This window comes from Saprospiraceae bacterium (assembly GCA_016714025.1).
Taxonomy (GTDB): Bacteria; Bacteroidota; Bacteroidia; order Chitinophagales; family Saprospiraceae; genus Vicinibacter.
This window is the reverse complement of record JADJOB010000001.1, coordinates 80684-104424: the sequence shown is the minus strand read 5'-3', so window position 1 is coordinate 104424 and position 23741 is coordinate 80684. Positions and strand designations below refer to the sequence as shown.

Genomic DNA, 23741 nt, shown 5'->3' with positions numbered 1-23741 from the left:
CGTTTTTACCCCCAAAGTTTTAATAATCAAAACTCATTATACCCTCAAAGAACCGTTTGAGGATCTCAAAAATTGTCATTCATATTGTAAAAAGATAAATACTAAAACAAATAAATTATTCAAGATGAGCAAATTATTTTACCCAAAGCAATTATCGATCTGGAGTCAGGCTTTAAGCTTGTTTCAGATGAAGAAAATGATTGCAGTCTTGCTGTTAACATGGGCAGCCATGCAGCAAGCCGATGCTCAGTGTTTAGATTTGACAAAAACATTGATTGGTGTTGCACCAGCTTCCAGTGGTGTTGTTGGTAACATTGATGTCACGTATCATTTGCATCTGAGAAACACATGTCCAATAACCACCAGTGTTGATGTTTTTGATGAGCCATCCTTACCATCAAATTTGGGCATTGCTTTTATTCGTGTAGTTGGAACACCTCAAATTGTTTCAGCAACAGATCCGATGAATGCAGGTACCATAAATCCTGGATATACGGGCATCGCTCCAAACCATAATTTGACCGATGGGTCAGGAGTGTTTTTTAATATTCCGGTTGGATATTCAGAAGTGACTTATAGTGTTACTTATGAAGTCAACCCACGAATTCCAGGTGCCCCATCTCCTTTAAACAATCAATTTAGTGTAAGTCATGGTCCGGGTGCACCTGAAACCATTATTAACTCTAACATTGTAAGCATTCCGGATTGTTGGACTAATTGTCAATTGGCTTGTAACAATCAGGTTCAAATTTCAGTAAACAGTGTTTGTGAAGCACAAATACTGGCTGCAATGATTTTGGAAGGGGAGTATTCTGATTGTGCAGATCTTGGATTTTTTGAAGTTACAATATATGATGGTAACAAAAAGGTTAATCTTCCTTTAGACCAATCGTATTTAAATAAGAAATTAAAAGTTAATGTACGGAATGTAGTATGCAATAATAACTGCTGGGGATATATGATTTTAGAAGATAAAACCCCACCAGCTTTAAATTGCCGGGTTCGCGATACCATCAGTTGTGCAGCAAATACATCACCACAAGCATTGGGATTTCCAGTCAATACATCCTTTGTGGATCAAAGTGTGTATCCTTACATAGTTCGTCACATAGACTCTTGTGGTATTGTTTACTTGACCTATCAAGATAGTCTGGTAAAATATGATTGTTCCAATGATTCACTGAGTGCTACCATCTATCGTAAATGGTGTGCAAGAGATCCAGGAGGCTTTACAGCTTGTTGTATTGATACCATTGATTTACGAAGAGGCACATTGGCTGATATTACTTTGCCTAGACATTACGATGGTCAGCCAGGTAACTTGCCAATGTTGAAATGTGATGGAAACTGGACGAAATTAAGCAATGGATTCCCGGACACCTCTCCATCTGGAACAGGAAGTCCCTCAGGAGTTTTTTGTGGTAACATTCAATATGATTTTACAGATGATACCTTACAAGTTTGTAAGGGAACTTATAAATTATTGCGCAGATGGATAATTTTAGATTGGTGTAATCCTTCGTTTAGAATTGATTGGATACAGCAAATCAAAGTAGTTGACGATCAACCACCTATAGTAACCTGTCCTAAAAATTATACAGTTAATACCAATCCATGGTCATGTACAGGATCTTTGATTTTACCTGTTCCGCTCGATTGGACGCCTACCACTGCGATAGATTCCAATACCATTCCTTTGGTGATTGAAAATTGTTCTGGTTGGACTTATTATGTTAAGCATTTACCTGCAACCAATCCATTGGATTGTACACCAATTCCTGGTCAGGGAGATACTAAAAATATTACAAAGCTTGCAGATGGAAGATACCGAGTAGATAATATGCCTTTGGGTTGTAATTGGATATATTATGTAATTACAGATGGTTGTGGTAATTCTACAGTGTGTCAGTTTGATATCGTAGTAACAGATCATACACCACCGGTTGCAGTTTGTCAGCAAAAAACTGTAATTTCTTTAGGTTCAAATGGAAAAGCAATAGTTCCAGCTTCAGTGTTTGATGATCGCAGTCATGATAATTGTGGACCAGTTCATTTTGAAGTTAGAAGAATGGATCCTGGACCTTGTGGAACAAATACTTTTAAAACCGAACAAGAATTTTGTTGTGCAGATGTATCTGCTACGGTTCCAGTAGTTGTTGTTTTGCGAGTTATTGATGCATCAGGAAATAGCAGCGAATGTATGATTGATGCATTTATTCAGGATAAATTACCTCCTAAAATCACTTGCCCAAAAAATGTAGCAGTAATTTGCGGAACAGATTTGAGTAATTTGAATGCATTTGGTGTGCCAACCGCCACAGATAATTGCACAGTACGATTAGAAACCAGAGTATCCAATAATTTATCAAGCTGTAATGTAGGAACAATAGTCAGGGAATTCATAGCTATTGATAATGGAGGACTGAGAGATTCATGTACTCAAATTATTACAGTTTATGATAACAGCCCATTTTCAAGTAATGATATTATTTGGCCTGCGGATATTTTATTGACAGGTTGTACAGATAGTCCGGATCCAAGCATTACCGGCAAACCTGCTTATAAAAATAGAGATGCGTGCAATCAGCCAATTTCTTCGCATTCAGATCTTGCTTTTAATTATGTGGAAGGAGTTTGTTATAAAATTTTAAGGACATGGACAGTAATAGACTGGTGTACTTATAATCCGGCTGCATTGCCAAATCCTACTGGAGTATGGTATCATACCCAGGTTATTAAAATAAACAATACGGAAGCTCCGAATTTTACAAGTTCATGTGAAAACAAACAGTATTGCATTCAATCTGATTGTTCTGTGAATGTATTACTGGAGGCAACCGCATCAGATAAATGTACTCCTCAGGATGAATTGAGATGGACCTATCAATTAGATATTAATAATGATGGTGTTGGAATAATTGCTGGGACAAATAATAAATTTTATTATGATTTACGTCAAGGCGTTCATAGAATCACCTGGACAGTAGAAGATCAGTGTGGTAATAAATCGACTTGTAGTTATTTAATCACAGTAGTTGATTGTAAACAACCTACACCTTATTGTTTGCCTGGAATTGTAACGGTAATCATGCAAAATAATGGAACGGTTACCATATGGGCAAAAGATTTTAATGCAGGTTCATCAGACAACTGTACAGACAAACCAGATTTGCGCTATTCGTTTTCAAGTGATGTGAATAATATTTCACGGGTATTTACTTGTGCTGATCTGGCTAATGGAAAGGCAGACACGATTGAAGTTATGATGTTTGTTACAGATTTAGCAGGCAATCAAGATTTTTGCAGAACCAATATTATTCTTCAGGATAATCAGGATGCTTGTCCGGATGTACCCACTTTTGGAAATCTGGGTGGTGCAATCAGAGGATACAATCAAAATCCTTCGCCTGAAGTATTAGTAAATGTTCAATCTGCTGGTAGTCCAATAACTTCTGGAAACACAAATGGTTCAGGAAGCTATGTGTTCAGTAATTTGAATATGCACAAAGATTATATGTTGATTCCTGAATTTGATAAAGATCCTTTAAATGGAATTTCAACAAAAGATATAGTAAAAATTCAAAGACACATTTTAGGATTGGAGATTCTTGATTCTCCTTACAAATACATTGCTGCAGATGTTAACCGTTCAGGAAGCATTACAGCAAGAGATGTAAGTGAGTTGCGGAAATTAATATTAGGTATTGACAATAATTTCGAAAATAATAAATCCTGGAATTTTGTGGATGCAAATTGGGCAATTACCCCGGATAATTTTGCATCCTATAAAAATCACATTCAGTTGAATGATTTTAACCAGAATGCAATGAATGCTGATTTTATATCAGTTAAAACCGGTGATGTTACCGGTGAAGCCAATACCGGTTTACAAAATCAAAACCAGGTGAGCAGATCAAATCACAACCTGGTACTTGAAGTTGGTGAAGCAAATTTTGACAAAAATGAATTGATTAAAATTCCAATTCGTAGCATTAATAATGACTTTAGTTTAAATGGACTTCAGTTTGCGATACAATTAGATACAAGAGCTCTTGAATTGGTTGCGATAGAAAGTGCAGGTTTGGAAATGGACCCATCAAATTACAATGTATTAGGCGATGGTACAATCAGACTGAGTTGGAATGGTAATCAACCAAAGTTGATCTCCAACATGGAATGTTTGTTCTATTTAGTTTGTCAATCAAAGCAAGTTGGTCAAATCAATTACAATTCATTGAGAGTAATTCAGGAAGATTACTCCGCAGAAGCGTATACCCTGGATGGGGATTATGAGATAGCAATGGTTTATCGTTCAGGCAATAACAAAGTCGATGAATCATATGAGCTTTTCCAGAATATTCCGAATCCATTTTATAGTGAAACGAATATTTACTTCAGAGTTCCTGAAGAAGAGCGTGTGATGATTGGATTCTATGATATTTCAGGTAAGATGTTGAAATCTTATGAGATAGCAGCAAAAAAAGGAATCAATACGCTTAAAGTAAAAAGTGAAGAGTTCAATTCAAACGGAGTACTTTATTATAAGCTGGATGCGGATCGATTTAGTTCAACACGAAAAATGATTATTTTAAAATAAACGGTTCTTGGGTAATTAGGCTGATTCCGGGGACAATCAAACGTTCCCGGATGAAAGCCAAATTCCAGATCTAAAAATTAATTAAACAGATATAAAAATTTCTTAATCATGACCAAGAAGTTACCATTAAAAAATAGTATTATGAAAGAGATCTTCCAAACTCTTCAAGGGTTTTTACTTCTTACTGTACTTGGTAAAAAAATGCGTTTTCAAGTAGCAATAGCCTTGCTTTTTGCTTTCGCAAACTTAAGCAATGCACAGTATGTAAGCGGAGACACCAGCGTATGTCCTGGAACCACTGTAACGTATAATTTCAGTGGAGGACCGTGGACCATTCAATTAATTTCCGGAGGCGGCACATTACTCTCGCCAGTAGGACCATTAAATAGTTTTACTATTGCATGGGGAACTGTTCCGGGAATTTATATCCTTAGATTGGATAACGGCAGCGGTGGATTTTTCAGCCAACATGTATATGTAGAGGGAGATTTTTCACTGGCATGTGATGATCTTGTCAATGTTTCTTTAAATGGAAATTGCCAGGCATTAATTACACCAGACGTTATGTTGGAAGGCGAATTGTACCCTGATGATTCTTATTTGGTTACAGTTTATAATATCAACAACATCCCAATTCCTGGTAATGTTGTAGATTATAGCCATCTGGGCAAGACCTTGAAAGTGCATGTACGTCATATATGTTCAGGTGTCGCTTGCTGGGGTCGGATTTATGTGGAAGATAAATTTATACCTGAATTATCATGCAATCCAAGTCCATATATTGTAGCTTGCAATAGAGATTATTCGCCTGACACGATTGGGTTTCCATTGCCAATGGGTGCAACACACACAGCACATCCAACACATCAGCAATGCTATATCATCAAGAATTTTGACTTGTGTTGCGACGTTGAATTGTGTTATACCGATACGTATCTTAAAAATGGTTGTAACAATTATCCATATGCTCAGGTTGAGCGTAAATGGGTTGCAACAGACTGTAAAGGAAATAAAACAGATTGCATAGATTCAATTTATATTATTCAAGCTACGTTGTCAAATTTAGTTTGTCCACCAAATTACGATGGTTTTCAAAGACCTCCACTTCAGTGTGATAGCATCAAATATCCATTTGGCCCATATCCTGCTGGTTGGAATGCTTTAGATAACGGCAATCCATCTCCTTATGATTTTTACAAAGATGGAAAGTTGATTTGGAGAGGAACAGGCGTTCCAGCAGGTGTAAGTTGTGATCATATTGCGGTTACATTTAGAGATATAAGAATTCCGGTTTGCGGAAATTCATTTAAACTTTTACGTAACTGGAAAATATTTGATTGGTGTACAGGTACTTTGACAGAGTGTGTTCAGTTTATTAAGGTAACTGACGAACGCGCTCCAATAGTTTCATGTAGCCGGAATTACATTACATTTCCAACAGACTATTATGAATGTACCGGAACTGCAACGATCCCACCACCAGATGTAATTACAGATTGTTCATCCACTAGTTTCACAGTGGAATATAAACTGGCTGGACCTGATGGTAAACCTGAAGCAGGAGACTACCGCACAGATCATATTACCTATTCAGGTGGAAATGCAATAATTACTGGTTTACCAAAGGATACAACCTGGGTTCAGTATGTGGTTACCGATGCATGTGGAAATAGCACAAAATGTCGAGTTGAAGTTTTAATCGTAGACAATTTAGATCCGGTTGCAATTTGCGATCAACATACAGTAGTTTCGATAAATGATCAAGGGGTTGGTGAATTGTATGCCACTTCTGTTAATCAGGGCAGTTATGACAACTGTGAATTAGATTCAATGGCCATTCGCAGAATGAATGATTGGTGCGGAATTGCTGGCAATACCAACTTTGGAAGCTATGTAACATTCTGTTGTGAAGATTTGACCCGAAATCCTCACATGGTTGTATTCCGTGTATGGGATAAAAAAGGAAATTTTAATGATTGCATGGTTCAGGTTACTGTCCAAGAAAAAACACCGCCTGCCATAGTATGTCCAAATCCAATAACAGTTGATTGTGATGTAAATTTAGAAGATCTGAATCTTTTAGGTCGTGCAACTGCCACAAATATTTGTGCCAATACTACGATCACTAAATTGGATGAGTATGTGACCTGGAAATGTGGAACTGGAATTATAAGAAGACGATGGACAGCAACCACTGCCGGTGGAATTGCAACTTTTTGCGATCAATACATTACAGTAGTCAATCAACATCCTGTAACCAGTGATTCCATTTCATGGCCCGCAGATATCATTATTGATGGTTGCAAAGCTGTGGATGCTCATCCTGATTTTGCAGGCAAACCAATACTGCCATCTAAAAAAGCTTGTAGCAACCTGATCAGCGGATATACCGATGAGCGTTTTTACAGTGTAGGTGGTTATTGCATTAAAATCATCCGTCACTGGAGAGTGATTGACTGGTGCTTGTATGATGTCAACAATCCAAGCAATGGCGGATTATTTACAAGAGATCAATTAATTTACTTAAGAAATAAAGTAGCACCTACTTTAGAAAACAGTACCTGTTCAGCTAAGGAAGCTTGTGCTAATGATTTAACCTGTGATGGCCCGATCGAATTGATTGGTCGTGCAACGGATGATTGTACCGATGCTACTAAATTAATATGGTCATATCGGGTAGATCTAAATAACGATGGTACCTTTGGTGCATCAAATCCAGGAAATAATGCCAGCGGAACATACCCCGCAGGTACACATAGAATTGAATGGACGGTTGCTGATTCATGTGCAAATACTGCAACTTGTAACCAATTATTTACAATTAAAGATTGTAAAGCACCGACTCCAATTTGTAAAGTAGGAGCCATTACTGTGATTATGCCTTCAACTAAATCAATTACAGTACCAGCTAGAACATTTGATCAAAAAAGTGAGGATAACTGTACTCCTCAAAATTTATTGCGATTCTCATATAGTGTAAATCCAATAGACTCTAATAGAACATTTACTTGTGCTGATATCAGAAATGGTATCAAAGATTCAGTAACTATTAGAATGTACATTACAGATTTATTTGGAAATCAAAGTTATTGTGATACAAAGCTGTTCCTACAAGATGGTGCACAGGATAGTTGCAAAAATAAATTTACAAACGGAGGTATAATTTCCGGATTGGTTAGTACAAATAACAGCTCAGTATTGCAAAATGCTCATTTGGAATTATTGAAATCAGATGTAATGTTTGGTTCGATAAATTCTGAAAAAACCGGATCATTTACTTTTGTAGACATACCTGAAGGTGACAATTACAAATTGACACCCAACAAGAATGATGATGTTGCAAATGGAGTATCTACTGCTGACATCGTTTTATTGCAGAAACATATTTTAGGTGTTCAGAAATTTGCTTCTGTTTACCAGTACATTGCAGCGGACGTAAATAATTCTAAATCAATTACAGCAGCGGATGTATCAGAATTGCGTAAGTTAATACTGGGCATTACAGATTCATTTAAGGATGGAGTCAATTCATGGACTTTTGTGAAGAACAGCATGACCTTTACAGATCAGGAGAATCCATGGTTGAATTATCCTTGGGATAATCAATATGAATTAAAAGATTTGCAGGGTGTTAATAGCTCCATGGATTTCATGGGAATTAAAATGGGTGATGTTAACTACAGTGCAAAAACAACTGAATTATCAACTTCAGGAGAAAGTCGCTCAGGAGATCGCCTGGTTATTGGATTGGAAAAATCAAGTTTAACTCCAGCTGCATCCGTACAAATTCCAGTATATGGAACCTGGAAATCTAATTTAAACGGATTTCAGTTTGCGCTGCAGTACAATACTGATTATGGAAGCCTTATCCAGTTACGTTCTGGTGAACTTGAAATCAATGCAAACAATTACAAAATAATTGAGGGTCAAAATGGACAGGTTTTAATAAGCTGGGACAGCAAATTACCTGTTAAAGCTTCTGATAAGCCCTTGTTTTATATGGACTTTAAAATCGTAAGCCCTTGCAATGCACTTCAATTGGTGGAATTAAATCCAACTATTTTGAAAGCAGAAGCCTATGATGATCAAATTCAAATTATGAATATTGCGATTGCTCAACGTGGAACCGATCTTAACAAATTGGCTTGCGAACTTTATCAAAATCAGCCAAACCCGTTTAATGAGCAGACACAAATTGGATTTCAGGTGCCTGAAAAACAATTGGTGGTATTAAAAATATTTGATGCAAGAGGTCATCTAATGTTGAAGAAGGAATTCATGGCAGAAAAGGGTAAGAACAAAGTAACATTACAACAACAAGAGATTGGCCGTGCGGGTATTTATTATTACCAGCTTGAAACGGAGAATTTTGTTGGGACTCGTAAATTACTTTTGACTAACTAGAGATTTTTTTATATCGGTTTAATAATTATAAGTGTCTTCTTCGGAGGACACTTTTTTTATTTTTACACCATGAGAGCTATACAACTGGTATCAGAAAATGAAGGATTGCAATTGGTAGATTGTCCAATGCCCGATCAGAAGGAGTTATTTAAAATCATTCGGGTCAGTCATGCAGCCTTAAACCACAGGGATTTATGGATCAGTAAAGGCCGTTATGCCGGCATCAAGTATCCGGTAATCCTTGGTTCAGACCTCTGTGGATATGATGATGAAGACCGTCGGGTTATTGTCAATCCAGGTTTTTATTGGGGAGATGATCCTCGTGTTCAAGCCAAATCATTCCAAATATTAGGCTTACCTGAAAATGGATGCTTTGCAGAGTATGTTTCAGTGCCTGAAGATTCTATTTATACTGCTCCTGAGCATTTGAGTAATATTGAACTTGCTGCCTTGCCCTTAGCAGGCATTACAGCCTATAGAGCATTGGTATCAAAATGCAAACCACAAGCAGGTGAAAATTTACTGATTACTGGAATCGGAGGAGGAGTCGCTTTGCAAATTTTACAATTAGCCCTGGCTTTGAAATTAAATGTTTATGTAAGCTCTTCAGATGATCTTAAAATTGACCAGGCAATCCAAATTGGAGCACTCGGTGGTGTCAATTATACAAATTCTGAATGGGATTCCGAACTAATGAATTTATCCGGTGGATTTGATATGATTATTGATAGTGCAGGTGGGGACTCGTTTTCAAAATTTCCACGGCTGTGCAAACCCGCAGCTCGTATTGTCTTATATGGTGGTACCAATGGGATTATTTCAAATTTAAGTCCACAACAATTGTTTTGGAAGCAGATTTCTGTTTTTGGTTCAACTATGGGAAGTCAATCCGAGTTTTCAGGTATGTTGAGTCTTATTAATGAATATAAGATTATTCCTGTCGTTGATAGTGTTTATAATATGGCAGATTTTAATTCCGCCTTTAAACGTATGGAATCAAAGCAACAATTTGGGAAGATCGTATTGAATATATCCTGATGAAGCAGATTGGCTTGCTTTCGGATACGCATTCCTTCCTGGATCCAAAAATCTACAAATACTTTAAGGATTGTGATGAGATTTGGCATGCGGGAGACATTGGTTCAATGGATGTATTGGATGAGTTGATCAGATTTAAACCAGTGCGTGCTGTATTTGGGAATATTGACGGTACAGAAATTAGAATGAATAGTTCTGAAATTCAATTGTTTGAAATTGAAAATTTCAAAGTACTGATGATTCATATTGCAGGACCTTTTTCTAAATACAAACCGGAATTACGCAATGAATTGAAATTGCATAAACCTGATATTTTAATATGTGGCCATTCGCATATTCTAAAAATTGCAAATGATCCCGTATATCATACGTTATACATTAATCCGGGAGCATGCGGAAAATCAGGGTTTCATAAAGTAAGAACGATTGTCCGATTTACATTAGACAATAAAAACATCCGCAACATGGAAGTTATTGAATTACACAACGATTAATGCTTGTTCAATATCTGCCAGGATATCATCGACATGTTCCAATCCAATGGAGAATCGAATCAATGAATCTTTGATGTCGTATTTTAAACGTTGGTCAACAGGAATTTTAAGATGACTCATTGTTGCAGGATGTAAAATCATTGTATCCGTTTCCCCAAGAGAAGGTGCAATGGCACAATGTTTTAAAGCATTGCAAAAACGAATGGCTTCATCAAGCGTATCGCCTACTTCAAAACTTACAATGGCACCATAGGCCTTCATTTGTTTTAAAGCCAGAACGTGACTTTTATTGGAAGCTAATCCCGGATAAAAAACCCGTTTTATTTTTGGGAGTTGTTCCAGTTTTGTAGCAAGTTGAAGCGCATTTTCAGATTGTTTTAACATTCGGATGCTCAATGTTTTTAATCCGAGATTGATCATCCAGGCGTCAAAGGGATTTGAATTACTTCCCGTTAGTTTTAAGGTCTCCCAAATTTGTTTATGCAGATTGCGATCTCGGGTAATGATTGCACCTCCGGTTGAAGTGCCATGTCCATGCAGGTATTTGGTAGTTGAATGTACAACTACATCTGCCTGAAATCGCAAAGGTTGCTGAAGGATAGGTGTTGCAAAAGTGTTGTCCACAACAAAATAATAACCCAGGTTTTGACAAGCCTTACCAATTGCTTCCAAATTAAAACATTGTAAGGTCGGATTGGCAGGGGTTTCAATATAAACCAAGGTCTTGCGCTTTGGATCTGCTGATTTTAAATTTTGTAGTTCCTCCAAATTGCTAAAATCTGAAATAATTGTTTCGATTTGTTGTTTTCCAAAGATCTTTAAAAACAATTCCGTAGTGCCGCCGTATAAATTACCCTGAGTAATAATTCGATCCCCTGGATTTAAAAGTGTTTGGATTGTTAAATTGATAGCAGCCATTCCACTACTGCTGAGTAATCCAAAAGCAGGAAAGTCTAATCCGAAGGCTTCTAGATCGGCAATTTTTTGGGCTACCGCTTCAATAGTGGGATTGCCATACCGGGTATACACATGTTCACCGGGTTGATTTTTAAAAATTTCTATTCCTTCTTCAATAGAATTGAATTTAAATGCCGAACTTGCAACAATTGGAATTTTGTGAGCTGGCGTGGTTGTGTGTATTTTTGCCTCCGAAGCGCAAAGGCTTTCTAAATGCTTGAAATTAATAGATTCCATAATTTTTACAAAGTTCAAATTTCTATATTATTGTTGAATTGATATGAGTGAAGTAACTGAAATATTTGAATTAAATGATGACGAAAGCCTGGATGAAATAACGATTGAAGTTGATAAAGGCCAATCCAGTATCCGTCTGGACCATTTTTTAGTAACCCGATTGCCAAAAGTATCCAGAAACCGCATTCAAAATGCCATCTCAGCAGGTCTCGTTTTAATAAATGGAAAAATAATCAAGCCAAGTTATAAAATTTCAGGTTCTGAAACCATATTGTTAAGGATACCCAAAGTTCAGGATCACTCTGAAATCATTCCTGAAGATATTCCGCTTGATGTGATTTATGAAGATGCTGATTTGATGGTCATCAATAAAAAGCCTGGTATGATCGTTCATCCAGCACAAGGAGTTTATAGTGGAACGCTGGTAAATGCTTTGGCATATTATTTTCAACAACAAAAAGATCCGAATGCAGCAATGGAGAAGGAACGTTTTGGCTTGGTGCATCGGATTGATAAAGAAACATCCGGACTGTTGGTTGTAGCAAAATCAGATTTTGTTCATACGCATCTCGCGAAACAATTTTTTAATCATACCATTGAAAGAGAATACCTAGCACTGGTTTGGGGCGAACCCAATCCACCTGTAGGGAGAATTGAAGCCAACATTGGACGTGACCCGGCTCACAGACAACGTCAATTTGTTTTTGCAGATGGATTATCAGGCAAAGTAGCTTCGACAAATTATGAATTGGTGGAAGGATACTATTATACCAGTTTGGTAAAATGCAAACTGGAAACGGGGAGAACCCACCAGATTCGCGTACATATGAAGCACATTGGCCATCCATTATTTAATGATGAGAAATACGGTGGAGATACTATTTTGAAAGGAACCGTATTCAATAAATATAAACAATTTGTATTAAACTGTTACAAATTACTTCCAAGATTTCCTTTGCATGCAAGAAGTCTGGGTTTTATTCATCCGGTAACTTCCAAGAAAATGTTTTTTGAATTGGATCTTCCGGATGATTATAAATTATTATTGGATAAATGGAGGAATTATACAAATTCCCGAAAAGAATTGGTCGAAGCCGATGAATAATTCGAATTATATAAATAAACTATGTTCCCTGGCAGTCTATTTAAATGACTATTTGCAGAGTTCAGATCAAAGTTTAGAACGGGCCAAATCTCAGGCTGCCATTGAAAATCCCTTTTTTACTCCCCTGGAAATAGATCGAATGATTGTTAGCATCCGAATGAATTATTTGGATGAAGCCAAAGTCCGAAATTGGTATCATTCTTTTCCAGTTGAATTCCAGGGATCAGAAAAACGAATTGGAATTATAGCTGCGGGCAATATTCCTTACGTAAGTTTTCATGATATCTGGTGTTGTTTAGCAGCTGGTTTTAAAATTGCTTTGAAGCCTTCTTCAAAGGATCATGCACTTATAGTTAACCTTGTACAAAAAATTAATGAATTTTTTAATCAAGAAAATAATCCCATTGAGATTGTAGAAAAACTTACTCGGTTTGACGCAGTGATTACTACGGGTGGACATCAGGCTAGTCAATTGTTTAAATCCTATTTTGAAAAATATCCATCTTTGATAAGGGGTCATCGCAATTCCATTGCGATTTTATCAGGCAATGAATCGGAAGAAGACTATTTTAATCTTGGTAAGGATGTATTTTCATATTATGGACTTGGATGCAGAAATGTACATCATTTATTGGTTCCGGTAAATTATAACTTTGATAAATTGTTGGATTGTTTTGATTTGAGATTTGTTAATGTAAAGGAATGTAATAAGTATTGCAATAATTACGACTATTATTTAGCCTCTCAACTTTTAGGTCGATCTCATTTTTTGCAAGCAGAAAGTATTTTATTGATTGAAAGTCCAAAATTAAATCCACCAATTGCCTGCTTGTTTTTTTCATATTATAAAGATGAAAATCAATTAAATGAACTAATTTCTTCATGGAAGGATCGCTTGCAATGTATTTGTAGCAATATAAATTCCTTCGCGTTCCCGGTAATACCATTTGGCAAGAGTCAATTTCCTGAATTGGATAGTTACCAGGACAATTTGGATACCATTTCATTTTTAGCAACTTTGTAAATGCCAAGAATTTCAGCCAAAGAAAAGGCCAAGCAAATTCAATCTATTTTGGATGAGTTGTTTCCACATCCCGAAATACCATTAGCACATCAAGACGCATATACATTATTGATCGCAGTGTTGCTTTCTGCTCAATGTACTGATTTGCGAGTTAATCAGGTGACGCCAGATCTCTTCAAGTTGGCGGATAATCCATATGCAATGGCAAAGCTCCCGGTTTTGGTAATTCAGGATATCATAAGGCCTTGTGGATTATCTGCTGCAAAAGCTAAAGCGATTTCCGGTTTATCCAATATACTTATAAAGTATTATTCAGGGAAGGTGCCATCATCCTTTGAACAATTGGAGTCATTGCCTGGAGTAGGGCACAAAACAGCTTCAGTAGTAATGTGTCAGGCATTTGACATTCCTGCATTTCCGGTGGATACCCACATTCACCGCCTGGCTAAACGATGGGGACTTAGCAGTGGAAAGAATGTGAACCAAACTGAATTGGATTTAAAAAAATGCTTTCCTATGGATGCCTGGAATAAAATTCATTTACAAATGATATATTATGGACGAACTTATTGTCCGGCGCGTGGGCATATACTGGAAAATTGTAAAATCTGTAAATTGTTTAATCCCCTGGGTAAAAATTAAAACGGATAATCCAATGCGATATGAATTGCATAGTTTTCAAATAAATTATCAAGGCTTACAGGATAGGTACTGGAAAAAATCCAGTGTCTGTTTTCACTGTTTAAATAAGGATTTCGAAGTTTAAATCCAATATCTACTCTAAACAGGAAATAGCTTAAGTCAAATCGCAATCCAAAACCTGTTCCAACAGCTATTTGATCTAAAAAATTGGTACTCAAAAATCCATCTCCTTTTTGAGCACTCGTTTTAGGAAGAAGCCAAATATTTCCAACATCCAAAAACAAGGCAGCTTTAAGTCTCCAAATCACATCAAATCGATATTCAACACTGCTTTCTAGCTTAAAATCCCCGGCAGCATAATATGTTTGTCGATTTTCAAGAGAGTCGCTGAGATTTAAATTTCCGGGGCCTAATTCTCTAATATTCCAGGCACGAAGACTTTGAGGGCCTCCAACATAAAATTGTTTAATATAGGGGACTGCCGAGCTGTTTCCAAAGGGTGTTACAAGTCCAATTGAAAATCGTGCAGCCAATTTGCTTTTACTGGTCAGGGAATAATAAGCACGATAATCAAATTCAGTTTTATAAAATTTTGAAAATTCATATTCTCCAAATGAAAACGTGTCTTTTCGGGAGTTTAAAGTATTATACAATTGATTTGCCAAGTTTATTTCGAAACCTGAAATATTCGTACTGGCAATAAATGAATTTTGGAATTTATTTTTGATTTTACCCTGATAGTAAAATGTAAAATTGTCAAGTAAAAATGAAGTAAATAAGCGTCTTCCGATAAAACTATTTTTTAAAAATTTATTTGAATCTAATATTTCATTAAAATAGGGAGTTGTTTTGGGAAGATATAACGAAAAGCCAATGGTATTCAGTGAAATTCGCTTGCGGCGTTTTATTTGCCAGTCATAACTTACATTGGTGTTGAAGGATAAATATTGATAAAGTTGCACGAGGTTTTCATAATCTAAACCGGCAACGATATTCGTACGACTGTCTGGTTTGCTTTTAAAATGTATGAATGGACGCGCCAACCAGGAAGCCAAATGCAAGCTTCCTGTCAGATCATAAAAACTTGGAAAAGACAATTCATTGCTATAATGAATATTCAATGAATTAAAATCATTTAATTTAAATACATTTAATTCTGTACCTACTTCAAAACGGGTTGTAAAACTTTCAGCTCCCTTAAATAGATTTCTGTTTTTTAGAAATGCAAATCCAGAAATTCCAAACAGTGTTTTACTGGCCGTTTTAATGGATGTGTAATTTAGATCTGAACCATAATCAAAGACCCAAATTTTATTGGGGGTCAATTGGATGTTGTAATTTATTTTAGTTCGGTCAACGCTATCTATTTTCGCCTCAATATTTACAAAGCGGTAAGTACCTAATTTGGAAAGTTGATTATACGTTTCGTCAACCAATGATTTATTTGAAAGTTGTCCTGGACGAAATAATATTTTTGCGGCAACGGCTTTTGGTCTTATGAAACGATGATCTGGGTTAATTTGAAAAATTAACGAATCGTACAAAATATTTAATGGTGGAATGGAATCACTGGGTGTAAATGCTGGATTTATAGAAATATAATTAACTGAATACCTTGGATGGTTGCTTTTTCCTTCTGGATTAATAATTTTTAAAACGATGTTTGCTTTCAGGTGTACCGTATCTGCATCTAACGTTTGAATATAAACAGGATTGAACTCGGCAAAACCATTGTTGAATAATAAATCGCTGATGCGGGCTTTTTCATTTTGAAATAGACTATTGTCTAAGGGTTCACCGGGTGTTAAAAAACTTGCATCTGAATTTTTAAGTAAGAGCTCCTGAATTGATTTATCCTCTGCAACAAATTTTACATCATTTATATAATAACGTTGACCAGGATCTACTTTGTAAATTACATTTACTTTAAATTTATTTGTATCAATGGTGTAATAGCTTTTGGCATTAAAGAAGCCTTGATTATACAGGTAGTTAAAAATATTTGATTGGGTAGCCCTGCAAAGTGTAGTATCTAATACAGAAGGTTTTTCACTTTGTTTAGCTAATGAATTGGTAATCCAGTTAGATTTTTTCTTTTTGATGACATATTTATAGTATAGATATTCTCGTGGAAATACTAAAAAGAAGTTGCGATTTGGCTTTTGTTTTATTAGGGTAACTAATTGTTGATTTAGGGTCAGTTTGTTTTCTATGGTTTGTTTGCCTTCTATCTGAATTTTATTTGCGTGCAGAAGCTTTTCGTCAGCTTTTAATACTTTGCTGGTATTACAAGCACTTAGTAATAGACTGATTCCAGTTAATATGATAAATTTGTGAATGTTCATGCATGTACCCCGACAAAGATGCTAAGTAAATCAGAAAAATCACTAATAAATTCGTTAAAAGATAGAAAAACGAGGCTGTCTGAGCAACTGTATTTGGCTGAAGGGAGTCGGCTGGTATTGGATTTGTTGGCCTCAGTACCGGATCAGGTTTATAAATTAATAGCGAGTCCGGATTGGATTCAAAGAAACAGTCGGGTATTGAAGTCAATCAGTGGACCAATTGTTGAATTGTCAACAATTCAATTGCAATCGGTTTCAACGCTCAAAACAACCACAGAAGTCGTAGCTTTGATGAAATGGCCGGATTTCAAACATTTACACCAGTATAAAGAGCCGTATCTATTGTATTTGGATCGAATCAGCGATCCAGGGAATTTGGGAACCATCATCCGGACGGCGGATTGGTTTGGTTTATACCGGATTTATTGTTCCCCGGATTCTGTAGATGTATTTAATAACAAATGTGTTCAGGCAAGTATGTCTGGAGTCAGTAGGGTAGAAGTCATTCAAAAAACATGGATCGAGTTGATTGAATTACATCCCGGGATTTTAAAGTATGCAGCAGTGCTTGATGGAGATCCATATACCCAATTTAAAAAAGAAAATCTTCAATTAATTTGCATTGGCAATGAAGCCAATGGCCTTTCAGAAGAGATTATTAAATCGTGTGATTATAAAATCAGCATCCCAAAATCAATTGATTCAAAATCGGAATCTTTAAATGCAGCCATAGCAGCCTCGATTTTAATGTCCTGGAAAAATGTGTAAATAGTTAGGAATTTCATCCGATTCCAAGAATAGTTGATTTCAAGGCCTATCGAATTTCGACAAGCTCATTCTCAATTTGTAGACCAGCTATATTTCTAAAATAAAAAATCCTTGTATTAAAAAATAAAATTTTGTATTTTTTAATACAAGGATTATAAATTTTTTTTTTTTTTTTAAAATAAGAATCCTTGAATTTTATAAAAAAGTTTAAAGCACTTTTAATATTTCATCTTCAAGATTATCTCTTGGATTCACTGCAACGATTTTTCCATCTTTTCCAATGAGGAAGGTTTTAGGAATGGATTGCACACCATAAATTTTAGCCGGATCGCTTTCCCATTTTTTTAGATCACTTACATGGGTATCCCAGGTTAAATTATCTTTTTCGATAGCGGCCACCCAAGCTTCCTTGGCACGATTTGAAAATTCTTTAATCTGAGCTTCTGAGCCTAATTGTTGTTTGGTTCTGCTGTCTACGCCATCAAGCGAAACACTAAACACCGTAAATCCTTTTGATTTGTATTTGTTATAAATTTCAACAACATGTGGATTCGCTCTTCTGCAAGGTCCGCACCAACTTGCCCAAAAATCAAGTAAAACTACTTTGCCTTTTAAATCAGACAACTTATAAGATTTTCCTTTTGGTGATGGAAGGTTGATGTCTGGTGCAGGCATTCCAACTTTTATAGATTCGGTGGCTTCTTGTGATGCCATCATTTGCTCGGATTGCTTTACAAAGGAATCGTATGTTTTTGTAAATTCAGAATCCGGATATTTTGATTGAAGATTTTTTAATATATCCTTGTGGGTTGCAAGAAAATCAGGTCTGAATCCTAAAAATTGAATTGCAACAAGGCCAGCTGCCAATGGACTTTTGATGGTCGTTATTTTATTTTTTACACTTTCGGCGGTAGGCTGTGATGCAGTAAATTCTGCAATTGCATCAAACACCTCATCAGAAGCATCTGAACCTTTAACATTTACTTTTCCTGATCCCAATTCATTAAAGTTGCCATTAAAATCAATGGTGCTTTCTGTTCCGTCTAAAACAAAAATCAAATTTTGTTGTCCCATTGAAATCTTATAAAGTCCTGGTTTTGGGCTTTCTTTCAGACTGAATTTGAATTTGCCACCTTTCATTTCACTCTTATCGATTGGAGTTCCAGAATTGTCTAAACCAATCCGGTCCAGGCTAACAGCTAAATCGGGTGCATTATTAAAATCTCCGGTGATTTGTTTGCCCTGACTACAGGATAACAAAGCAAGTAATAAAAAAAGCAATGAAAAATGTTGTCCTCTCATTTTTGTAATAATTATATTCGGTTAAAACTGATTTGAAATGGATTTAGAATAAAGCTCAAAGTAATCCCGGGTTGAGCCAAAATTTTGCTCATTAATTACCAGTTCTCCTTTTGTAACTTCCCCTAAATAATGGAATTTTTGTCCATTTTGTTGCAAAAATAACTCAAATTCTGCTTTATTCTCAGGTTTTATAGTCAAAACGGCCCGTCCCTGGTTTTCACCAAATAAGAAGATGTCCTTTCGGTAGGTTTCTGGAATTTCGATGAAAAACCCTTTTTGGTTTTCTGAGAAACAGGATTCTGCCAAACAACAAAAGAGACCTCCTTCTGAAATATCATGAGCAGACTGAACCCATGATTTGCGAATAAGCTGTTGAATTGTTTTGTGAAGTAAAAATTCTTCTTCTAAATCAAAATGCGGTGCTGGAGCATGCGTAATCCCATGAATGATGTGTAAATATTCAGAATATCCAATGAAATTGCTCTGAACTCCTAAAACATAAATTAAGTCCCCTTCAGATTTAAATTCAAGCGTGGTAGCAAAGCGTTCGTCTTCCATAATTCCCAGCATTCCAATCGTTGGAGTAGGAAAAACAGGTTCTGTTCGATCTTTTGTAACGGTTTGATTGTAAAAACTGACATTGCCACCCGTAACCGGTGTATCAAATTTCAGACACGCTTCGCCCATTCCTTTTAATGCATGTTCAAATTGCCAATAAACCTCCGGATTGTAAGGATTTCCAAAATTCAGACAGTTTGTAATTGCAACCGGAATGCCCCCGGAACAACTGATGTTGCGGGCACATTCACTCACTGCAATCATCCCACCTTTATGAGGATCCAAATAAACATAAGCAGAATTACAGTCTGTGGTCAGGCACAATACCTGAGAATGCCCTTTTACTCTCACCAAAGCAGCATCTGCAGACTGCACCGAAGTCATGGTGCCTGTACGCACCATTTTGTCGTATTGTTCGTAAATCCAGTTTTTACTGGCTATATTTTCAGAAGCAATCAGTGTTTTAGCCACTGCGACTAAATCAACGGGTTCTTCAATTAAGGTGTTTTCAAAAGCATCGATCAATTCAAAATAGGCAGGTTTTACTGATTCGCGCACATAGATTGGAGCGCCTCCTCCTAAAACTAAACTTTCAGCAGGTACATCCGCAATTTTAGCTCCATGCATAAAGTATTCGAGGCGTCCGGTGTCTGTGACTTCTCCTATTTGAACACATTCTAAGTCCCATTTATCAAATACCTCCAAGAGTTGTTTTTCACCACCTCGTTTACATACCACCAACATTCGTTCTTGTGATTCTGATAAAAGGATTTCGAATGCCTGCATATTTTTTTGGCGGGTAGGCACTAAATCTAAATTGATTCGCATGCCGGTCATGCTCTTTGCAGACATTTCTGAAGTCGAACAGGTGATCCCTGCAGCTCCCATGTCCTGCATGCCCACAATTTGCCCTGTAGCAATTGCCTCTAAACTAGCTTCAAGCAGCAATTTTTCTTGAAAGGGGTCGCCTACTTGCACAGCGGGTAAATCTGATGCAGAGTCCTCTGTTAAATCTGCTGAAGCAAACGTGGCACCATGAATTCCATCTTTGCCGGTTGCGGAGCCAACTATAAATACAGGATTTCCGGGTCCGTCAGCCCGTGCAGATACTGTTTTGCCAATTTCAACGATGCCAACAGACATCGCGTTGACCAATATATTTTGATTGTAACAATGATTAAAATAAACCTCTCCACCCACAGTAGGAACTCCAAAAGAATTGCCGTAGTTGCCAATTCCTTTAACCACCCCTTTCATCAATTGCTTGGTGTGACTGTTATGCAAATTTCCAAATCGGAGGGAGTTTAAAGCGGCAATTGGACGTGCGCCCATGGTAAAAATATCCCTATGAATACCACCCACTCCGGTTGCTGCCCCCTGGTAGGGTTCAATCGCAGAAGGGTGGTTATGCGACTCAATTTTAAAAGCACAAGCCAGTCCATCACCTATGTCAACAAGTCCGGCATTTTCTTCACCGGCTTCAACCAGAAGCCGCGATCCTTTACGAGGCAATTTTTTTAATTGTAAAATGGAATTTTTATACGAACAATGTTCAGACCACATTACAGAATAAATACTCAATTCTGTAAAATTTGGTTCACGCCCTAGAACCTGAACAATTTTTTCGTATTCGGTATCGAGTAAGCCTAGCTTTTTTGCAGTTTCAAGTCCGGTTGAAGACATTAAAATAGATTTTGTTCAGAAACCGCAAAGATAGATGAATCGATCCAACTAGGCTCTAAAATATCACAAAATGCTTTAATATGTTTTAACCTGGCCTAAGCTTTCTTTTTAATACTGCAGCCAACCGCTTTGGTTGTATTTGGATTTGGATCTTTACCTGATTCTAAGGCTGAAATTGCATCTTCAACATAACGAATTTGAACCGCAGCTTCATCCTTTGCATTGTCGTCAATTGCGCCAATGTATTTGACCACTTTATTTTTATCGAGTATAAAAACATGGGGTGTTCTCGTAGCTCCAAATTTAGGATATACTTTTTGTCCTTCGTCAAATAAATATGCGAATGGATATTTCTTTTTCTTGGAAAGTTTCTGCATGCTTTCAAAATTATCTTCAGGCACCACCTCTGGATCATTTGGATTAATTGCAATCACTGGATAGCCTTTTTTTGAATATTTCTTATGAAGTTCGATAATTCTTTTTTCATACATCTGTGCAAACGGACAATGATTGCAAGTAAAAACAACAATGTATCCATTTGCATTTTTGTAATCTGAAAGACTTACCATTTTGCCGTCGACATTTTTCAAGCTAAAGTCTTCAGCCGCTTGGCCAATTTGATATGCCTGAGAGTTTACAGAACCTGAAAGTATTAGTAAAGTAAAAACACTGAATAATAATGATCTCATGATTTAAAGCGATTTATAAAATTTTGAATAAATTCTTGAAGTTGCTCAGTGGAATCAAACGATGCCTCTTGGAATTGTTTTCTACCCTGAAAACTAAGCAAAGTAGCTGGTATAGAGCCTGACCAGCTGGTATCAATTTCACTAATCCACACATTGGGATTCCCTCCATCAAATACGATGACTTCGGAATGAATGCCTTTGTTTTTAATGAATGGCGCCAGTTTGCGTTTAATATTTTCCGGAAAATCCAGGCTTATCAAATACAGCCTTTGTTTTTTGGTATTGTTTGTTTCATTAAGTTGTTCAAAATAAGGCAATTCTTGAACACAAGGCTTACACCAGCTTGCCCAAAAGTTAAAAATTCGCACGGTGTCATCCTGTTTGTTAATCAACTTTTGAAGTCCTTCCCTTCCAATGACAGCTTGAGAAGCAGCTTTTTCAGAAAGGTAAAAGCACACGAATACCAGAAATATGTTTAGGCGCATTGTCAATTAAACGATTGCTTCTGAAAATAGTTTCTTTAGATATAAAGCAAAAGCCTTAAAATCACTGATTTTAAGGCTTTTTTAACGATATCGACCGTTTATTGAATGGAGGCTATTTTATAGCTGGTGCCCCCATTCGAAACACTTCCGTTTTGAACCGGAGAAGATTGCAAATAATGCATAATTCCTGCAACATGTGGAGTTGCCATGGACGTACCGCTCATGGTGGCATAGCCCCCATTTTTATAAGTTGAATAGACGGAAGACCCAGTTGCAATCCAATCTACCGGAGGTACACCATAATTTGAAAAGGAAGACCAGGCCTTTGCGCAAGTCATAGAAGCAATGGTATGCAGGTTGGTAGCATTTATACATGCTGGAGTATAATAACTTGCATTGGCAGAATTGTTTCCAGCTGCAACAGCAATCCGTGTTCCGGCATTGCTCAAATTGGTTAATGCCGTCACATAACTGGATTGTGAACTGCAATTATTACCCCAATAGCCGCCTAAACTCATGTTTACAACATCCCCGGATTCATCATTTGCTGCCACGTGATTTAATCCATTTAATATCCAGGAAGTTTGTCCGGAACCCTGGCAATTTAATACCCTTACAGGGACTACGCGTGCACCGGCGGAAACTCCCACAACACCAATCGAATTATTTTTAGCTGCAGCGATTCCGGCACAATGGGTGCCGTGTCCATGACAATCGTCAGGATTGTTTTGTCCACTGACAAAGGATTTTGCATAAGCCGGATTGGTTTCCACGTTGAGGTCAGGATGATCTAAATCAATACCGGTATCCACGATCCAAATCCATTTGGAGGAACCCGATCCATCCTTTGGACCTGCAGCATTGGTAATGCCGCAAGGGGTAGTTTGTGCTCTCATGCCGGTTGGGCCTGGATCAATTGTGAAATCTGGAAGATGCACTTCCATATCATTTTCAATCATTTCAACACTGGAATGATGGATTAATCGATTCAATTGCGTTTTATTGAGCGTTGCAGCTATGCCATAAAAGATCTCAGTGTAATAAGCACTCACAGCAGATACAGGGATATCACAGTCTTGCAAGATATTCGTGAGTTTGGTTTTAAAAAACGATAGTTTTTCCTGAGCTTGAAGCGCTGATTTTTCACGAGTATCTGGGAGTATACTTGATTTGAAATCAGCCATAACAAAGGGTTTAATCTGGATAATGTATTGATCAGGTATTGAGCCGATAGCAGGTGTCAAAAGCGGGGCCTGCCAGGCATCCTTCCCATCCTGGTTGCATGATTGGAGCGTGAAGCATGCGATTCCAAGGCTTAATAAAACTAAATTGAAGTTTGCTTTCATAATTTTGTTTTTAAATTGTTACAAATTTATCCATTTACGATAACTGGAACAATGGTTTAATGTTTTT

General features: G+C 36.9%; 15 protein-coding genes. 8 read left to right on the top strand and 7 right to left on the bottom strand.

The features are described 5' to 3' along the window. Positions 1–124: 124 nt before the first annotated feature. The 4 genes from IPJ80_00435 (at position 125) to IPJ80_00420 (ending at position 10533) form a co-directional block, all read left to right on the top strand. Positions 125–4597, top strand: coding sequence for an HYR domain-containing protein (locus IPJ80_00435; protein MBK7911948.1), 4473 nt, complete (start codon positions 125–127; stop codon positions 4595–4597). Between the two features lie 141 nt (positions 4598–4738). Then, positions 4739–9001 carry a T9SS type A sorting domain-containing protein gene (locus IPJ80_00430; GenBank protein MBK7911947.1) on the top strand — a complete coding sequence of 1421 codons (4263 nt, stop codon included), beginning with the start codon at positions 4739–4741 and terminating at the stop codon, positions 8999–9001. A gap of 69 nt (positions 9002–9070) precedes the next feature. Next, positions 9071–10039, top strand: a complete 969-nt coding sequence (locus tag IPJ80_00425; protein MBK7911946.1) for a zinc-binding dehydrogenase — start codon at positions 9071–9073, stop codon at positions 10037–10039. Then, positions 10039–10533, top strand: a complete 495-nt coding sequence (locus IPJ80_00420; GenBank protein MBK7911945.1) for a metallophosphoesterase family protein — start codon at positions 10039–10041, stop codon at positions 10531–10533. The genes IPJ80_00425 and IPJ80_00420 overlap by 1 nt, the downstream gene beginning before the upstream one ends. Here the strand turns inward: IPJ80_00420 and IPJ80_00415 are convergent. Continuing rightward, entirely contained in the window at positions 10519–11727 is a 1209-nt protein-coding gene (locus IPJ80_00415) for an aminotransferase class I/II-fold pyridoxal phosphate-dependent enzyme (protein ID MBK7911944.1), read from the bottom strand. The genes IPJ80_00420 and IPJ80_00415 overlap by 15 nt on opposite strands. A gap of 43 nt (positions 11728–11770) precedes the next feature. Between IPJ80_00415 and IPJ80_00410 the strand changes: the two genes are divergently transcribed. The 3 genes from IPJ80_00410 to nth are packed head-to-tail and all read left to right on the top strand — an operon-like array spanning position 11771 to position 14498. Beyond that, on the top strand, positions 11771–12832 hold the full coding sequence (locus IPJ80_00410) for an RluA family pseudouridine synthase (GenBank protein ID MBK7911943.1): 1062 nt from the start codon (positions 11771–11773) through the stop codon (positions 12830–12832). Then, entirely contained in the window at positions 12825–13856 is a 1032-nt protein-coding gene (locus IPJ80_00405) for a hypothetical protein (protein ID MBK7911942.1), read from the top strand. The genes IPJ80_00410 and IPJ80_00405 overlap by 8 nt, the downstream gene beginning before the upstream one ends. Continuing rightward, on the top strand, positions 13857–14498 hold the full coding sequence (gene nth, locus IPJ80_00400; protein ID MBK7911941.1) for an endonuclease III: 642 nt from the start codon (positions 13857–13859) through the stop codon (positions 14496–14498). Here nth and IPJ80_00395 read toward each other — a convergent pair. After that, positions 14495–16843 (bottom strand): BamA/TamA family outer membrane protein, encoded by a 2349-nt coding sequence (locus IPJ80_00395; GenBank protein MBK7911940.1) that lies wholly within the window; start codon positions 16841–16843, stop codon positions 14495–14497. The two genes, nth and IPJ80_00395, sit on opposite strands and share 4 nt — an antisense overlap. Before the next feature lie 18 nt (positions 16844–16861). Between IPJ80_00395 and IPJ80_00390 the strand changes: the two genes are divergently transcribed. Beyond that, a complete protein-coding gene (locus tag IPJ80_00390; protein MBK7911939.1) occupies positions 16862–17611 on the top strand; it encodes an RNA methyltransferase in 750 nt (249 codons plus the stop codon). A 207-nt stretch (positions 17612–17818) separates the two neighbouring features. Here the strand turns inward: IPJ80_00390 and IPJ80_00385 are convergent, their stop codons facing one another. The 5 genes from IPJ80_00385 to IPJ80_00365 form a co-directional block, all read right to left on the bottom strand. Beyond that, on the bottom strand, positions 17819–18751 hold the full coding sequence (locus IPJ80_00385; GenBank protein MBK7911938.1) for a TlpA family protein disulfide reductase: 933 nt from the start codon (positions 18749–18751) through the stop codon (positions 17819–17821). Between the two features lie 183 nt (positions 18752–18934). Further along, positions 18935–21154: a phosphoribosylformylglycinamidine synthase subunit PurL gene (gene purL / locus IPJ80_00380; GenBank protein ID MBK7911937.1), complete on the bottom strand. Its 2220-nt coding sequence runs from the start codon at positions 21152–21154 to the stop codon at positions 18935–18937. A 95-nt stretch (positions 21155–21249) separates the two neighbouring features. Continuing rightward, the gene (locus tag IPJ80_00375; GenBank protein MBK7911936.1) at positions 21250–21843 is read right to left on the bottom strand and encodes a thioredoxin family protein; all 594 of its coding nucleotides are present in this window, start codon (positions 21841–21843) and stop codon (positions 21250–21252) included. Beyond that, positions 21840–22328, bottom strand: a complete 489-nt coding sequence (locus tag IPJ80_00370) for a TlpA family protein disulfide reductase (protein MBK7911935.1) — start codon at positions 22326–22328, stop codon at positions 21840–21842. Before IPJ80_00370 ends, IPJ80_00375 begins: the two co-directional genes overlap by 4 nt. Before the next feature lie 98 nt (positions 22329–22426). Further along, positions 22427–23674, bottom strand: a complete 1248-nt coding sequence (locus tag IPJ80_00365; GenBank protein ID MBK7911934.1) for a S8 family serine peptidase — start codon at positions 23672–23674, stop codon at positions 22427–22429. Between the last annotated feature and the right edge of the window lie 67 nt (positions 23675–23741).

Excerpts from the sequence above, each read along its gene's own strand:
- IPJ80_00435 (MBK7911948.1), top strand. The coding sequence starts at position 125 with ATGAGCAAATTATTTTACCCAAAGCAATTATCGATCTGGAGTCAGGCT.
- IPJ80_00430 (MBK7911947.1), top strand. The coding sequence starts at position 4,739 with ATGAAAGAGATCTTCCAAACTCTTCAAGGGTTTTTACTTCTTACTGTA.
- IPJ80_00425 (MBK7911946.1), top strand. The coding sequence starts at position 9,071 with ATGAGAGCTATACAACTGGTATCAGAAAATGAAGGATTGCAATTGGTA.
- IPJ80_00420 (MBK7911945.1), top strand. The coding sequence starts at position 10,039 with ATGAAGCAGATTGGCTTGCTTTCGGATACGCATTCCTTCCTGGATCCA.
- IPJ80_00415 (MBK7911944.1), bottom strand. The coding sequence starts at position 11,727 with ATGGAATCTATTAATTTCAAGCATTTAGAAAGCCTTTGCGCTTCGGAG.
- IPJ80_00410 (MBK7911943.1), top strand. The coding sequence starts at position 11,771 with ATGAGTGAAGTAACTGAAATATTTGAATTAAATGATGACGAAAGCCTG.
- IPJ80_00405 (MBK7911942.1), top strand. The coding sequence starts at position 12,825 with ATGAATAATTCGAATTATATAAATAAACTATGTTCCCTGGCAGTCTAT.
- nth (MBK7911941.1), top strand. The coding sequence starts at position 13,857 with ATGCCAAGAATTTCAGCCAAAGAAAAGGCCAAGCAAATTCAATCTATT.
- IPJ80_00395 (MBK7911940.1), bottom strand. The coding sequence starts at position 16,843 with ATGAACATTCACAAATTTATCATATTAACTGGAATCAGTCTATTACTA.
- IPJ80_00390 (MBK7911939.1), top strand. The coding sequence starts at position 16,862 with ATGCTAAGTAAATCAGAAAAATCACTAATAAATTCGTTAAAAGATAGA.
- IPJ80_00385 (MBK7911938.1), bottom strand. The coding sequence starts at position 18,751 with ATGAAAGGTGGCAAATTCAAATTCAGTCTGAAAGAAAGCCCAAAACCA.
- purL (MBK7911937.1), bottom strand. The coding sequence starts at position 21,154 with ATGTCTTCAACCGGACTTGAAACTGCAAAAAAGCTAGGCTTACTCGAT.
- IPJ80_00375 (MBK7911936.1), bottom strand. The coding sequence starts at position 21,843 with ATGAGATCATTATTATTCAGTGTTTTTACTTTACTAATACTTTCAGGT.
- IPJ80_00370 (MBK7911935.1), bottom strand. The coding sequence starts at position 22,328 with ATGCGCCTAAACATATTTCTGGTATTCGTGTGCTTTTACCTTTCTGAA.
- IPJ80_00365 (MBK7911934.1), bottom strand. The coding sequence starts at position 23,674 with ATGAAAGCAAACTTCAATTTAGTTTTATTAAGCCTTGGAATCGCATGC.